The organism is Lacrimispora xylanolytica, assembly GCF_026723765.1.
In the GTDB taxonomy this organism is placed as follows: Bacteria; Bacillota; Clostridia; order Lachnospirales; family Lachnospiraceae; genus Lacrimispora; species Lacrimispora xylanolytica.
Genome location: NZ_CP113524.1, coordinates 3,755,769 through 3,771,464, shown reverse-complemented (window position 1 = coordinate 3,771,464; position 15,696 = coordinate 3,755,769). Strand labels below are relative to the sequence as shown.

Genomic DNA, 15,696 nt, shown 5'->3' with positions numbered 1-15,696 from the left:
GAAAATCGTCATGTTTCGGATATCTATTATAGCAGAATGAACAAAATATGCAATGGATTAAGTAAAAAAATAGTAAAATATTGTAGAGATTGCAAATGGTGCCTGTAAAGAATATTGAGGCACAAAGAAAGGAAGTGGCATAGGGATGGATATTTTGAAGGAAAAGATTAACTTATTGGTATCCAGTTTTGAAAAAATTTTATATGATGAAGATGATATTTTTTTAAAAAATATGGAAACGAAAAATCTGGCTGGAGACAATGCTGAACGCTACCGCTACTGGGAGTGGACGCAGGGAGTAGGACTCTTTGGCTTATGGAAAATATATGAGGAAACCGGCGAAGAAGAGTACCTGAACAAGCTTTTAAAGTATTACGAAAGACAGATGGAAATCGGTCTTCCTGCAAGAAATGTAAACACCACAACACCTCTTCTTGCACTGACTTACGTGGCAGAAAAAAGTGGCAACGAAACCTACAAGCAGATCTGCCGTGAATGGGCCGCCTGGCTGGTAGACGGACTTCCAAGAACAAAAGAGGGAGGCTTTCAGCATCTGACCTCCGATACCTTAAACGAGCAGGAGCTCTGGGACGATACCTTATTTATGTCCGTGTTATTCCTGGCACGTATGGGAAAACTGGAGGGAAATCAGGCATGGATTGATGAAGCCCAGTACCAGTTCCTGCTTCACATCAAATATCTTGCAGACAGAAAGACCGGTCTGTGGTATCATGGCTGGACATTTAACGGAAACCACAACTTTGCAGAAGCCTTTTGGGGAAGAGGCAACAGCTGGGCAACCATGGCAATTCCAGAGCTGTTTGAAATCATTGACTGCGATGAATCGGTAAAGAGATTTTTAACAGAAGCACTGGATAAGCAGATTGAAAGCCTTAAGAAGTATCAGAATGAAAATGGTATGTGGCATACCGTGATTAATGATAGTACTTCTTATGTGGAAGCCAGCGCCACCTGCGGATTTGCCTATGGCATACTAAAGGCAGTTCATTTAGGCCTTGTAGACCCCTCCTATGAAGAGTGCGCCAGAAAGGCTTTGGCACCGATTCTGGACTATATTGACGCAGAAGGCGTACTCCATCAGGTTTCCTACGGAACTCCTATGGGAAGAGAATCCGTACAGTTCTACAAAGATATCGAACTTCGCCCTATGCCATACGGACAGGCCATGGCAATGCTTTATCTTTTGGAGGCATCAAAGAATAAATAAATCCTTAGGACGGGGCGTGAGCTTCCGTCCTTTTGTGATTGTGGGGATTGTAAGAGGGCTTTTAGGAAGATTAACAAGAAGGCTAATAAGAAGATTTATAAGAAGAATATAAGTAGGCTTCTAGGAAGGGTTCTGGAAAGATTAGTAATAAGAATATTGGAAAGAAGGTATCGGCATGTTAGAAATTAATATAGAACTGATAAAAAAATATATACCCGTTGTTATGATGGATTTGAGAGAGCCATTTGAAATTGATGCCATGGCATATACCGTATTTCAGGAGACAAAGCGCAGCAGCTCTTTTCCTAAACGTATGGTGGAAATTAAACCAGAAAAGACTGCTTTCGCTATTGAATATGCTATCTGGTACGATTATGATATCCAGCACTTGTATGAGCTGGAACATGTGTGGGTATATGTAGGACATGATGGAGCCGTACAGAAGGTGGAGGCCAGCTTTCATGGAAAATATTTGAATATGGTGGATCTGGAGACAGGGGAGGCGAATCTGTGGGAGGTGACTCATCCTGTGGTGTATGCACAGCCTGGAAAACATGCCTTGGTTCCGGATAAAAGGGTGATTCCCATGATACCTGACTGGAAGGAAAGCTGTATGGAAAAGGCAGGTCTTGATGGGGTTCTGGTTCAGGATATGTTTGAGACGGAGATTCATACTGATGAGGAGCTTCAGAGCTTGACGGAGAGGTATATTAACGAAGTGTATGGGTTTGTACCTTCTATGGAATTTCGGCCGTTTCTGCTGGAGGGGGATAAATTGATGACTTGGGAAGAGCTAAGGGAATCTATACCAGGAAGAGTGAATCGGCAGATTGAGGTAATTTGGGGGTATTTTAATAATTAAGATTTGTAATAGACAGACTTCATGTACTGGGGTAAGTTTGAATGAGGGCGTTGATTTTCTATAAATCAACGCCCTTATGTATGCTATTTTTTCAAATATTAATAGTTATAGAATTCATATGTTGTATTATTTCGCTCTCTACTTCTCAGCAAGCCATCTACCAATAAATTTTGTAGAAAATCACATGCTTTTTAGTGGCATTGACAGTGGGATAAGAGAGTACTATAATTTAATTGTCGACAAATAGAACATATGTTCGAATTTATATGCTTTATGCAACAGTAATTTATTAATGGTTGAATGAAACAAATTAAAAGCAAAGTTGAAAGAGGAGAAATAATATGTCAAGTACAAATAAAACTTCATTAGGATTAAATATGTGGGAAGCTTCAGATAAGCCAGTAAGACAAGATTTTGTTAACGATAATGTTATTATCGATGATGAGGTAACTAAGCTAAAACAGGATATTGGTAGTAATAACACTGTTATTAATGAGAAAATTAATAAGCTAAGTAGTAATTTAGATACTATTAAATCAACTCCAGGTTTTTACGGAAATTATGGTAGTGTTGGACTAAATTCGCAGAACCCGTCTGGACCAGAGGGGAGTGAAATAGTTTTTAAAGGTTTAGGTGGAAATACTGGTGATAATACAGTAATAGATTGTTACAATAATATTTTTCGAATTTTTGGTCATTTAGGAGGTGAAACTTTAGTTGTATATGAATTTAGACCTGATGGATTATATTTAAATGGTAAAAAAGTTACCATCTAAATTGCTATTTACCCCAGATGCAATTTATTATAAACAGAAAAAAACAAGTAATAACGAAAGAATTTTAATTAAAAAAGACTGTCCTATTTTACAATAAGACAGTCTTAAATGGCTATTAATGATGTGAGATGAATAAGCATTTTTATTTTTTTCTAAGAATATAAAGTACAATTAAAATGGGTACTCCTATAATGAAATAAACCGGTGTAAAATCGCTATACTTTCCAGCTACGAAAACTGAAGTGGGACCATCTGAATTTCCAATAACTGCTGTACGTATATACCATTTTTTTATAAAAAACAGTAAAAGTCCTAATACTCCTACTATTAATATTGAATAACTTATTAGTTTTTTCATTTTAACATATCCTTTCAAGTATACTTACTTTATTGTAACACATGTAATCTTGAGAGTGTAAATAATAAATGAAATTAAGGTCATTTTATTGTTTTTGCTTAAGTTAAAAAACAGTTAACAACACTTATGTATTTACAATTGCATAATATGAGAATCAGTAAATAAAAAATGATAACTCCCCTAGGAATTAACTAAATCTACATCCAGCAGAAAAAACTTATCGTTCTAAAACGAAAAATAATAGTACACAGTAAAATGCAGATTCAATGAATCAGAGCAGAAGATACAAATACAATCAATTATAAAATATGAACAAAGATAACAAATAAAAAAGAAAGGAGAACCTACGATTTATGAACAGACCTGAATGTTTGCATATCCCCCTCCTATACGAAGGAGAACGAGCAGAAATTTCTTGGGAAGAAATGGAACAAGATAAGAGTTATACGGTAGAAAGAGCATTTAATGAAACCTTTTTACAGGCCCTATCTGGATACACTTGGGATAATTATGACAGTTCTGATGAACCTTGGAGCAGTCATGAGCAAGCTGCTCTTAACTGGAATCAAATCGAGACCAGAACAGGCAAAGGTCAGCAATGGGAACGCTTGGAATATGAACAGTTAAGCTGGTCACAGCTTGAGCAACAAGCATGCACATGGAAGCAGCTAGAAAGCAGGGATATCAGCTTTGAAATATTTAAAGGCCCAGGTCTTGAACGGCCTGGCATTGAGCAGGGCTGGACCTGGCTTGAGCTGGACAAGCTTCATAATTCCTGGAGCAGCTTGGAAAAATCAGAGCACTCATGGGAGAAGCTTGAGAAAATAACGCTTCCTGGCATCTCTTGGGATAGTATAGACTCCAGATGGCTGACATTTAACGAATGGGAAGAAAAAGACCTGACATTTGATGAACTGGATGCACGGAATCAGGTAAAAGAGCACCGGGGAATGACAGATTTTATTCCAATAGGTGCGTCTAACGCAATGTATCGGATCAAAGCATTTGATTCTAATGGGTATGAGTCTGAGTATTTGGAGACAGCACAAATATCTGTTATTCCAGTATTTTACCGTAATAGCACTATGAAATACCCGGTAAAGTTAGGTAAACGTTACACCGTGCTTATGAAAGCTCAGGAAGTCAGCGGTCTGGATAAAATCCGTATGAACCTACGGTATGACCCATACTTACTGGAATTAGTCAGCTTTTCAGCCGGGGATATAAAAAGTATAAAAGAACCCGGAAATTATCCGGAAGAAAATATAAAAATATACTCCAGTATTCCAGGAAACCTAAGGTTTCAATCAACCAGACAGTTAAATAAGAATGAGTGCTTTAGCGGTCCCATTGCAATAGTCCAATTTATTGCTAAGGGAACTGGAAACACACTAATATCATTATATTAAGACTAAGAAAGGATTAAATGGACGATAAAAAGAATTTAGAGAATCACATTGAGATAGATAAATGGGATGAGCCCGATACAAATACGGATGAGAACGTATTAGGTGAAGAAAAAATGGAAGAAAAAAGCCTGAAAACACAGTTGAGCCAGGCGGTGCTGTCTTCAGAAGAGGACGGATTTTCTAACATTAAACAGTATCCGGAATCCCCATTTACCTACTTTGAATCAAATAAGGTAAATATTCAGTTAAGTACTGGCAATCTCCAATATGAGACAACAGATTTTGTCTTGCCAGGTAGAGATGGTTTTGATGTAACCATTGCCAGGCGCTACGATTCCGGCTGTGCAAATTTAGTGGATATGGCTCCATATGTTATAAATTCAATGTTATTAACAGGTTCAATAGATAACTTTTTTTATACCTCGACATATGGACTCGGGCATGGATGGTCTTTTGTTCTGCCTTCCATTGAGACCGTGCAGAATCTTAGGTGGGCTTGGCTGCCATATTTAGTAGGAACTCGCAGCTATAATTATATTCTGCATCTTGAAGATGGAAGAAATTTAGAAATAAGCCGATACTCAGACAGATTTGAGAATTATAACTTAAAAGATGTGAGTATCGTTACCAGATCAGGTACACTACGACATCCCTATGCAATGGATATCACAAAACGTTATAATATTATTATTGAATACAAGAATGGAAATAAAGACTATTTTCAAAGTTCTGGTGGAGACGATGGAGATCGGGATACATCAAATGCTATTGATTTCTCACTGGTTGCACGTCAGGATAAATTTGGTAATACTATTTTCTATGATCTAAGAAAATACGGCGGTATGAAAATTGTGGACACCTGGGGGCGTATAATCAATCTGGAGAAAAACGATTCCGGACTTATCTGGAAATTACCAGAAAGTGCAGCTGGAAAAGCATGTGAAATTTCCTATGATATTGAAAGGCGCAACGCTTATAAACTCATCGCAGTTACTGACCCTGTAGGACGTATGACCCAGTACAGCTACTATAATTTAGATGAACATAAAGGTTCCATGAAGTGTGCTTCCCCGAGTGTAGCGGGAAACAACACAAAAACTCAAACGAGAAGGTATATGTTGCTAAAGAATGTTACATATCCCAATAATGCTTCCACACAGTTTATATATGATAGAGACATTAGCATTGAAAATGATGTTGGTGGACAGATTACCCATTTTGCATTAACAATGAAAAGGGATATTGTTGACGGGACTGAATATAACCGGGGAGAATATAAGTACACGCTTGATTCTGGATCTGCCAACAGTGGCGAGTATATTGAATATGCGGAAGTAAAAACTCATCAGGATATTATAGAAACTCATCGATTTGATAACGAGGGTCTGTTATTAAAAAAGGAAGTTCGACATCATAACTCCCTTATTTCAAAAAGCACTTATAAATATAGTAATAAACTAGTAGTATCAGCAGTTGACCAGGTATTTGACAGGAACAATGAATCAAAGTTTCTGGAAAAGAAAACCTTATGGAAATATTCCGCAGATCAAAAAGCAAATATTATACAGCTCATAGAAGAATATCCGGATGACCCTTTTTGCAACCAGGAAATAAATACGACCTATGGAGACTACAGCATCGTTCTTGAAACGGGAAGAAAAAATGGCTCTGACCAGATCAAAGAAACAAACGAACTCTATGCGGAATTGGGAAATCGAGTAATAAAGTATCATCGTCTATATGAAAATGGAGTCTTAAAAGAAAAAATGGGATATGATTATAAAGATCCCCCAAACCCCTATTGTGTGACCAACGAAAGAAGGTATTTTCTGACAGACGGTGGGAATCTGGAACAGTCAGGTGATTATGCGGAAACAATTTATAAATACAGTACTCCTTTCAGTACAGACAGCAGATACACACATAACTTTATATCAAAAGAACAAACCGGTATTATAGATGCAGACGGAAGACCTTGTGATTCAATAAAGGAAGAATTTCAATATGACAATTGGGGACGTCTCATTTCCAAAAAAGATTCGAGGAATCAGGTCAGTACCATCCGATATGACAGGCTTGGACGAGTGGAAGCAGAAACGCTGCCCCCAGTTGATGGTCAGCAGGCAGTAAATGAAACTTATTATAATGACCGCTTAAACTATATCACGGAAACAGATGCGAACCACAATAAAAGACGAATTCAATACACACCGCTAGGACAGATTCAACAGGTCTGCCTGGCCGTATCCAATGAGCCGGCCTCCGGGGATGTCGTGCTGCAGGATTTCCGATATAATTCATGGGGCGAGCTGACAGAAGTAGTTACATATAATGGGAACGGCACAGCAGCAGACCAAGTAAGAAAGACCGAGCGTTATACCTACGATTCATTTGGCCGGGTGCTATCCCGAACGATTCCACAAGTCGGTTATGAGGAGAGGTATGAATACAATGAGGTATTTACCGATTTATCAGATGGCAGAAAGTACTATCGTGAACTGAAAAAAATCATAGGAGATGCCTCCGCTCCGGATCTGGTGACGGTATGTTATAAAGACCAGAAAAATCGGATCCGGAAGGAAACTTTAGCCGGAGACAGAATATTTACCTACGAATATGACAATGCAGGAAACAATATCCTCAAAATTGATGCCGGGAACAAAGCGGAACGTTGGGGGTACGATTATGCCGGCCGACCAGTAAAACACATACGGACTGACTCCGGCCAGGAGCGAATTACTAGCATTCAATATGATGCGTTAGGCAATAAACGATTCCAATGGGATGAGGCTGGAAAGAAAACCGAATTTCAATACGATAAGGCAGGACGTTTGGTTCAAATCACCACGCCGTTTGACCAGCGTAGCAGCATTGTAAAATATTACTATGATGGAAACGGGAATGTAATATGGGAAAAGAAAGCTCAAAAAGATGGCTGGCAGGAGAATCAGTACGTTTATGATGCCAGGAACCGTTTAACCGATACCTATCAATTCCTTAGTCCGAACAACTGGATTAGGACCACCTGCCGATATGATGCAATGAATCAGGTCATTTTGAGGAGAGCCGGAGATACCCCATCAGGTGAAGGGCGTGAGGTGACAACATACGCCTATGACCGCTTTGGAAATGTCACGGCAATGACGGATTCCTGCGGCTATACGGAATACCATGAGTATGACAAAGCTGGAAGGCTGCAGAAAAAAATAGACAGAAATAAGGACCACACCGTTTATCAACATGATGCTCTGGAACGCCTGATAAGAGAAAACGTGCAAAAGAAAACTCCTGATGGAATGACAGTAAGCGAGCGGGAGTATGCCTATGGTAAGAACGGAAAGCGGATTAGTGAAGTCAGTCGGGAGTCAGGGGGAGGAAAACAAACCGTCCTCCTGGAGACGAAGTATTACTACAATAATAAAGGCCAGCTCACTCGACAGGAAGATCCGGGAAATGCAGAAAAAGATTATACTTATGACATGTATGGAAACCGTCAATCCTTTCAGTTGGTTTGTAAAGGAAAAACAAATCCGGAGGTCAGTCTGTATTACATATATGATGACTTATCCCGTTTAAAGCAGGTAAGAAAAGACAATGCAACAGGGACTATACTGGCAGAGTACGAATACGATGAAAAAGGCAATCGTAAAGCCCTCCGCTATCCCCAGTCCGGTATGGAAACCATTTATAAATATAATGATGGAAACAGGATAATATCATTGGAGAATAAACGGCAGGGAACCGTAATTTCTTCTTGGGAATACACCTATGATGTGTCAGGGAACATTCTAAGCAAGATTAATAAAGCTGGTTCTACCCCAACAATCATATCGTATCAATATGATCGGCTAGGTCGTCTGACAGAAGAAGATTATTCCGACTGGAAGCGGACTCTTTATACCTATGATGCCTACTCCAACCGTATGAAAGTAATGGTGGAGGGAAGAACAAAGGATGAGCTCGTCAGTGTCACCAGTTATGAGTATGGTTTGAATAATAGGCTTGTAAAGGAAATAAAAAAGCAGGGAAAAATAACCGAAACTTATCAGTACCGTTATGATGATAATGGGAATGAAGTCTTCCGCATATGGGAAAAAACAGCGCCAACACCGAATTATCCGGGAAATGTCAGGTTATCAGGGACCTATCAAAGGGAGACTCCGTCAGTTTATGAGTGGAGACAATATGATGGATTCAACCAACTAACCAGAATAAATCAGGATGAGAAAGAAATTTCGTACCAGTACCGGGGAGATGGCCTGCGCCATAGCACTGAAGTTAGGAAACTCACTGAGAACCAGAGTAAAACGAATTTGTATTGCTGGGATGGAACGAATATTGTAGCGGAACAGATTGAAAACCAACAGATTAAAACCTATTTAAGAGGAATCAATCTGATTGCCTGTGAAAAAGATAATGTGGTATACTATTATATATTTAATGAACATGGGGATGTAACCCAACTGTGGAGTCAAAGCGGAATTTGTAAAGGTTCGTATGAGTATGATGCTTTTGGAATTGAGAAAACTCCAGATAAAGAGGAGGAGAATCCGTTCCGTTATTGTGGGGAGTATTTAGACATAGATACAAAAACCTACTATTTGCGAGCAAGAAGTTACAGATCTGAAACCGGTCGTTTTCTTACTGAGGACAGCGTAGAAAAGACAACCCGGAAAATGCCTAACGAACTGGAAATTACAGATCCTCTAAGTTTGAATAAGTATACTTATTGTCATAATAATCCTGTTTTATATACTGATCCTACCGGTCATGTTCCATTTTTGGTTCTCGCTGTTGTAGGTGGTTTAGTAGCTGGAGGATTTTCAAATGGAGTAATTTCAGCTCTGAAAGGTGAATTTTCATTAAATGCAGTTCTGAAAGGCGCTGCTGTAGGCTCTACAGCTGGTCTAGCTGGTGGTGGGGCACTTGCATATGGAGCTACTGGTAGTGCGCTGGCATCAACTGGTGCAGTTGCATCAGGACTTGGGGGTGGTGTAGCAACCGTGGCTCCTGCTGGTGCTACAGGTTTCACGCAGACCAGGCAATTACTGCAAGCGCAACAAATGAAAATTGCTAAGGGGGCGGGGCAATATTCTAATTTAGATGATGGACTGAATTTCTCTAAAAAAGCATTGGAACATATGGGAGAAAGCGGGAGGCAAATACCTATTCAAACACTACAAGACGCTATACGAAAAGGAGAAGCATTTCCTGATCCAAGAGGCTCAAGTGCAACAATGTACTATACTACAATCACTAAAAATGGTAAATTGTACAATTTAGAAGTTCTGTATGATTCAACGACTAATCAAGTTTATCACTTTGAATATGCAAGAAAGGCTATGGGAAAATTACCAGAAATAAAAAAATAGGGGTGTATAAAGATGACAGAAAAAGAAAGTCTTTGGTATTTAATAAATGGGTTAGTAAAGGGTTCATATATCGTTAAAACATTTTGCGATGAATTTACACGTATTTATGATTTAGAGGTAAACTATGATGAGTTGAGTAATGAGGAAAATCGTTTGTTTGGAGAATTGTGTGAAATGACAGGAAGATTTTCTGACGATGATGATGAACTAAAAATCCCTAATATGTACTTCAGTGAAAAAGAAATTATGGATAAGGTTAGGCAGATAAAAGAAAATCTAGGATAATTCAAACATAATATCTAAAAATCCAAGTTGGTGAAGGTTAAAGTCTCCGCAACATTTTTAGTGTAAATAGTTCGGGGTTACTAACAGTAAGTTAAACAATAGAGTTGCCCGAGAATCCCAAAGTTTGTGTAAACCTTCAAACTGATGTAAAATAAAATTACTCAGTTTGGAGGTTTTATTTTATGGCAAAAAGAAGAAGGGACGAGTCTCCCGAAAGACAGGCACTACGTGAAATGATGAATGGATATCTGAAAGAAAATCCAGTTAAGAATGGAACAGATGTCAATGGTCTCATGAGAGAAATGATGTCTGTCATCCTGGAAGGTAGTCTGGATGGCGAAATGGAGGAGGAACTGGGTTACACCAAGTACGACTTCCGCAACAAAGAAACAGATAACAGCAGAAATGGTTATAATTCAAAAACATTACATACTAGCTATGGAGATATGGAGCTGGACGTTCCTCGTGATCGAAATGGGGATTGAACCTAAGATTATCAAGAAGTATCAAAACACCTTGTCTCAGGACATGGAAGAAAAAATCATCTCCATGTATGCCAAAGGGATGACCACCGGAGATATTGAAAGTCATATGCAGGATCTCTATGGAGTAGATATCTCGGACAGTACAATAAGTCGCATTACAGATAAAATACTCCCTATTGTAAAAGAGTGCCCAAGGGGGCAGACCCTGGCAAGAACGCCCACTGGAAGATATTTATGCCGTAGTATTCATGGATGCCATCCATTTTCATGTCAGAAGCGAAGGCCGAATCGTAAAAAAAAGCTGTCTATATCGCCATTGGCATAGATATGAGTGGACATAAAGATGTTCTTGGAATGTATGTCGGCGAGAACGAAAGTGCGAAGTTCTGGCTGTCAATTATGAACGGTTTAAAAAACCGTGGAGTCCGAGATATCCTGATTGCATGTGTGGATGGCCTGACCGGTTTTCCCCAGGCAATTGAGGAGGTTTTTCCAAAAACTGAAATTCAGCAGTGCATTATTCATCAAATCCGTAACACAACGAAGTTTGTATCCTACAAAGATATCAAGCCACTTATGGTAGATTTAAAACGTGTGTATGCTGCACCTACAGAAGATATCGCACTAAGTGAACTAGATCTATTTGATGACAAATGGGGCGGGAAATACCCTAAAATAACAAAGTCCTGGCGGGATAACTGGGCTAATCTATCCACGTATTTTAAATATCCTGAGGCTGTACGTAGAATTATTTACACCACAAATGCCATAGAGGGCTTTTACCGGCAGCTCCGAAAGGTCACGAAAAGTAAGACGATATTTCCCACAGATGACAGCCTGCTAAAAATGCTATACCTGGCAACTATGGATATCACCAAAAAATGGACGGGCCACCGTCAGGATTGGGGTCAGATCCATTCCCAGTTGGAGATTTTCTTTGAAGAAAGGTTATCTTAAAAATTAAAGAGCAAGGTATTAAGACTGCCAAAGGGGAGTTTTACTTGACAACCCCAAAAACAGTTTTATAATACAAGCATGGGCAAGAACCAATGAAAAATGGCCTTGCCCATAAATAACAATCAATATTTTATATCAGTTTTTGGAGTTTACACGGACTTTGAAACGGTCTCCCCCAGACAGTTATGACAAACTGTCAGACCGGTTTTCCTTTATAGATATTCATTCAATCGTTCTGGATAAAACAGAATCAATGGGCTGAGTATCAAATCTCAATACCGGTACCGCTGCGTTCATTTTTTTTTACATCTCATCACTCATAACATGATTTCTTTCTACAGGTGTTATTTTAATTTCCTTATTTCTCAATATAGTTAATTATGATAATATTCGACTTGGTGTATATATATTAACTACAGATACTCCAGTATTAATTAATTGTGGACCTGTATCAAATCCCCTTAATGCAGCAACTGCCTCAGCCATACCCAAATAGCCCATTGTAAATGGATTTTGTACCAATGTAGCTTTTATAGTATTATCTCTTATCATTTCCTGAATTACAGGTGTAATATCAAATCCGATACCGATAATATTTATATCATTATCTCTCAAAGCGTACCCCATCCCTAACGTAGATCCCTCATTTGTTGAAAAAATACCAACAAGATTGGGATTGTCTCTTATATATTTTTCCGTTGCTTGTTTTGCTAACTCTGGGTCACCATTCGTGTATATTGTTTCTAATATTTGATATCTAACAAACAACTTAAAATAATCGCGAAATCCTATTTCCCGATTTACAGTCGTTCTATTTTCAGGAGTTACCCCAATGATTCCTATTGAACCATTTGTGAGACCAAACTCCTCTAATTCGTAAAACATATTTTCTCCAGCTATCTTACCAGCTGTATAATTATCTGTAGCTAAAGTTGTGACTGCTTCTTCAAACGCTGGTGCATCAACATAAATGATTTTTACACCCAATGCTTTCGCTTCTTCAACTGCGCTTGAAATCTTTAAAGGATCACTTGCTGCTAGCAATATTGCATCGGCTCCCGCTACTACGGCATTATTAAATATTTGAATTTGTTTATATATATCTCTTGTTAAGGGGGCGTCCCATTCATATGCAACACCTAACATAGAAGCCATTTCTCTAGCACCATTATCCATAACCTCCCAAAATTGATCACTTTTATCCATGGTTATTAAATAAATTTTATAATTCCCATTTATCATTTCTACAACATCTCCTATATTAATAATCAATTTTAAGGTTGGTCCAATTACATTCACACCTGGTGTTGAAATTCAGGCTTTACAACGAGTGTACTGATATATCATCGGCTTGCATAAAGATATATATTGTTGTTAACATAATTATTGTCTGTAACAGTGGATATTTATCCAGTTAAATAAAATATCTGTAATCTATTCCCGTATCTACAATTCCTGTTAATACTTCATGCCCCTCAGGCTAAAATTTGCAACACTTCTAATTCTTGAAAGAAAATTGGAATCTATAGCCATAACTTGTAGATTTGGAAGAATTTATGGATATTCGATTATATGCGAGATGGTTTCGTTATATTACTTCATAAAATTGCTGTATAACAGCATTAATCCCTTCTTCTTTCTGCTATAAAATAAAACCTCCAGACTGAGTAATTTTATTTTACATCAGTTTGAAGGTTTACATAAACTTTGGGATTCCCCCGTGTAAATAGTTCACGGGTATACTAACAGTAAGTTAAACGGTGGAGTTGCCGCTTTCATAGCTGATGTATAGTCATGAGAGTGGCAACTTCTTTTAACATGTCCATAATTATTGCTATGGTTGACTTTTTCAGCTGTGTTATAATAGTTAGGTACATTCTCTGTTTTTTCCGAATCACATCTCAATAAGCCGCCGGAACCGCCCTAAGGGAAATAGTATGCTCAAAGCAGGTAAAATCCGTAAAATAAACAGTAAAGCACTCACTGGAGCGATTCTGGCTTCCAAACTTCCCAGCCACATAATTATGTTCCCCAAACCCAGGACCAGCCGTAATGGCATATTTCCCCTTTGTAGCGGTCACAGTGCCAGCCTTGGCTACCATACCCCCGCCCTTAACCCCTTCAGCAATAAAATGCTCAGATTCCAACCGACACCCACCATCAAAGGCCAATTCAACCCGTAGAGGCGCCCGGTCGATTCCCTCTGTTTTTATCTTCACATCAATCCCATTTTCAGCTTCTTCTATTACAATATCAAAAATCATATCCGGGCCATAAAGTTTATCTCGTTTCGTATGGTCCATTTTCCACCAATCCGTAGTATCCTGTGGCTCATCAAAGGGAAGATAATACCAGCCAGTTTTCGTCTCTTTTAACTGAAAGCCTCCCGTTTCAGAAACACTGGTAATGCTCTGAGCAGTAAAATACCGATGCTCACAAAAGCCCGCCCCAATTTTCATGCTCACAGAAAAATCCCCATGCTGGAAGAACAGAAAGGTAGGACTGCCATTTAATATAGAAGCAGAATAACCTCCTCTGCGCAATCGAACGATACCAGAATCCTTATAATATCGGCAATAGTCTGTTAAAAGCCCGCAAGTTTCATATTCAAACTCTAACAGCTTTGGCATGAGCATGAAATGAATAAGAAAACCCTCCATGCTAATTTGCTTCTCTTCCGCAATATTCATAATAGAGCAGGCAGCCTTTAAAAAGGTCTCATTTTCAAATATAATACCCATATAAAGGTATTCTAGATAATATCCAACGGGATAAACTTTCACCCCCCGATCCTGTCTTGTAGAGTTGTTGGTAAAGATACTCTGATCCGGCTCTATGTATGTAAGCATCATATTGAGATTCCGCTTTACAGGCACATAATAGGAATCATCACCCGTTGCAAGAGCCAGCATAATCATAGCGTTATTGTTTACTAAATTGTATCCCCCAGCAGAACGTTCCGCATATTCTCCATCCTCATTACAGTCGCAAAATTCCACCATAAATACTTCCGCGCCTTTTTGAAAGGATTCATCCCCAGTGATGGAAGTAAGCATTTGAAGAACAGAAGCAATGGCCCAGCGGTGGTTAGGAGTATGAAATCCACTTCCAATCATTGCCTTTCCGCCCTTAATCAAAATGGCTTCCATCGTATCTTTCAAAGGAACCAGTAAATCCATTTGAACCGGACTTTCTATTTCATTTTCTAATAACCGCTTTACATACAAATATGCAGGCAAAAGCCCGTCCAGGCAGAAAGCAGTATCCGCTCCGGAATAAAAGTTGCAGTTAATGAGGTCAAAAAATCCATTTTCTCTCTGACCTCTTTTTATGTAATCCAGGGCAATGGTAATTCTGCTATAGATGTCCTTGCTTCCATAATAACGGCTCTGGCTGTTTAAGAAGCTTGCAGTCATATTTGTAACCTGGAAGATGGCATATTTAGGCTCTACCAGACCGTCATGGTCTCTGAATCCTCCATAGAATTCACTGGAAGGGTCTGTAACCTGAAAATGGATTACCTGAGAGACCCAAAGGTCACAGTCCCATAGAATTTTTTCATAATGTTTTTTCATAAAAGCTCCATTCTCCGCATGCTGCGGCTTCATGATGTCCAATATTCCCATTGTATCATGATGAAAAAACAGCAACAACTCGGTTATTGCCAACCTGCTTTAAAAATCTCCTGATAATTGCGGTCCATAACATAGAGGAAGCCGGCAAAATTACTTTGCCGGCAGGTATGAAAAAAAGTCTATTTAAAAGGTCACATGGGCCTGTTTTCAGATATTAATATAAGAAAAAAGTGTGTCTAATATTTGATAGAATTATGAAGAGTTTGTGAAACCAGAATATTTAAAACTAATGAAATAGTTTGTAAAAAAAGACGAAAAAAATCATCATATGGGGAAGGGATGCAGAATTTGATACTTTTATGAAAAATAAGGGGAAATGTATGCTTTTG

At 38.7% G+C, this 15,696-nt stretch carries 9 protein-coding genes and 1 pseudogene; 7 read left to right on the top strand and 3 right to left on the bottom strand.

All coding sequences use genetic code 11. The features are described from left to right. Positions 1 to 145 precede the first annotated feature (145 nt). From bglB to OW255_RS17520, 3 genes are all read left to right on the top strand, one after another. Positions 146 to 1,228, top strand: a complete 1,083-nt coding sequence (bglB, locus tag OW255_RS17530; RefSeq protein WP_268114804.1) for a beta-galactosidase BglB — start codon at positions 146 to 148, stop codon at positions 1,226 to 1,228. 175 nt (positions 1,229 to 1,403) lie between these two features. Beyond that, positions 1,404 to 2,090: a hypothetical protein gene (locus OW255_RS17525; RefSeq protein WP_268114803.1), complete on the top strand. Its 687-nt coding sequence runs from the start codon at positions 1,404 to 1,406 to the stop codon at positions 2,088 to 2,090. Between the two features lie 341 nt (positions 2,091 to 2,431). Then, complete coding sequence (locus OW255_RS17520; RefSeq protein WP_024835008.1) at positions 2,432 to 2,866, top strand: hypothetical protein; 435 nt, start codon at positions 2,432 to 2,434, stop codon at positions 2,864 to 2,866. A 142-nt stretch (positions 2,867 to 3,008) separates the two neighbouring features. On the opposite strand, the gene OW255_RS17515 is transcribed toward OW255_RS17520, so the two are convergent. Beyond that, on the bottom strand, positions 3,009 to 3,224 hold the full coding sequence (locus tag OW255_RS17515; RefSeq protein ID WP_268114802.1) for a hypothetical protein: 216 nt from the start codon (positions 3,222 to 3,224) through the stop codon (positions 3,009 to 3,011). 353 nt (positions 3,225 to 3,577) lie between these two features. On the opposite strand from OW255_RS17515, the gene OW255_RS17510 reads away from it, so the two are divergent. The 4 genes and pseudogenes from OW255_RS17510 to OW255_RS17495 all read left to right on the top strand — a co-directional run bounded on the left by OW255_RS17510 (position 3,578) and on the right by OW255_RS17495 (position 11,732). Further along, on the top strand, positions 3,578 to 4,633 hold the full coding sequence (locus OW255_RS17510; protein WP_268114801.1) for a cohesin domain-containing protein: 1,056 nt from the start codon (positions 3,578 to 3,580) through the stop codon (positions 4,631 to 4,633). A 17-nt stretch (positions 4,634 to 4,650) separates the two neighbouring features. Continuing rightward, positions 4,651 to 10,005, top strand: a complete 5,355-nt coding sequence (locus tag OW255_RS17505) for an RHS repeat domain-containing protein (RefSeq protein ID WP_268114800.1) — start codon at positions 4,651 to 4,653, stop codon at positions 10,003 to 10,005. 12 nt (positions 10,006 to 10,017) lie between these two features. Further along, positions 10,018 to 10,290, top strand: a complete 273-nt coding sequence (locus OW255_RS17500; RefSeq protein WP_268114799.1) for a hypothetical protein — start codon at positions 10,018 to 10,020, stop codon at positions 10,288 to 10,290. Positions 10,291 to 10,523: 233 nt separating this feature from the next. Further along, positions 10,524 to 11,732, top strand: a pseudogene (locus OW255_RS17495) (IS256 family transposase). Between the two features lie 378 nt (positions 11,733 to 12,110). Here OW255_RS17495 and OW255_RS17490 read toward each other — a convergent pair. Then, positions 12,111 to 12,974, bottom strand: a complete 864-nt coding sequence (locus OW255_RS17490; protein ID WP_268114798.1) for a substrate-binding domain-containing protein — start codon at positions 12,972 to 12,974, stop codon at positions 12,111 to 12,113. Positions 12,975 to 13,633: 659 nt separating this feature from the next. Further along, positions 13,634 to 15,307, bottom strand: coding sequence for a hypothetical protein (locus OW255_RS17485; RefSeq protein WP_268114797.1), 1,674 nt, complete (start codon positions 15,305 to 15,307; stop codon positions 13,634 to 13,636). Positions 15,308 to 15,696: the final 389 nt, after the last annotated feature.

Bases quoted from the DNA above. Each gene is read 5' to 3' on its own strand.
- OW255_RS17485 (WP_268114797.1), bottom strand. From the start codon at position 15,307: ATGAAAAAACATTATGAAAAAATTCTATGGGACTGTGACCTTTGGGTC.
- OW255_RS17525 (WP_268114803.1), top strand. From the start codon at position 1,404: ATGTTAGAAATTAATATAGAACTGATAAAAAAATATATACCCGTTGTT.
- OW255_RS17505 (WP_268114800.1), top strand. From the start codon at position 4,651: ATGGACGATAAAAAGAATTTAGAGAATCACATTGAGATAGATAAATGG.
- OW255_RS17500 (WP_268114799.1), top strand. From the start codon at position 10,018: ATGACAGAAAAAGAAAGTCTTTGGTATTTAATAAATGGGTTAGTAAAG.
- OW255_RS17510 (WP_268114801.1), top strand. From the start codon at position 3,578: ATGAACAGACCTGAATGTTTGCATATCCCCCTCCTATACGAAGGAGAA.
- bglB (WP_268114804.1), top strand. From the start codon at position 146: ATGGATATTTTGAAGGAAAAGATTAACTTATTGGTATCCAGTTTTGAA.
- OW255_RS17515 (WP_268114802.1), bottom strand. From the start codon at position 3,224: ATGAAAAAACTAATAAGTTATTCAATATTAATAGTAGGAGTATTAGGA.
- OW255_RS17490 (WP_268114798.1), bottom strand. From the start codon at position 12,974: ATGATAAATGGGAATTATAAAATTTATTTAATAACCATGGATAAAAGT.
- OW255_RS17520 (WP_024835008.1), top strand. From the start codon at position 2,432: ATGTCAAGTACAAATAAAACTTCATTAGGATTAAATATGTGGGAAGCT.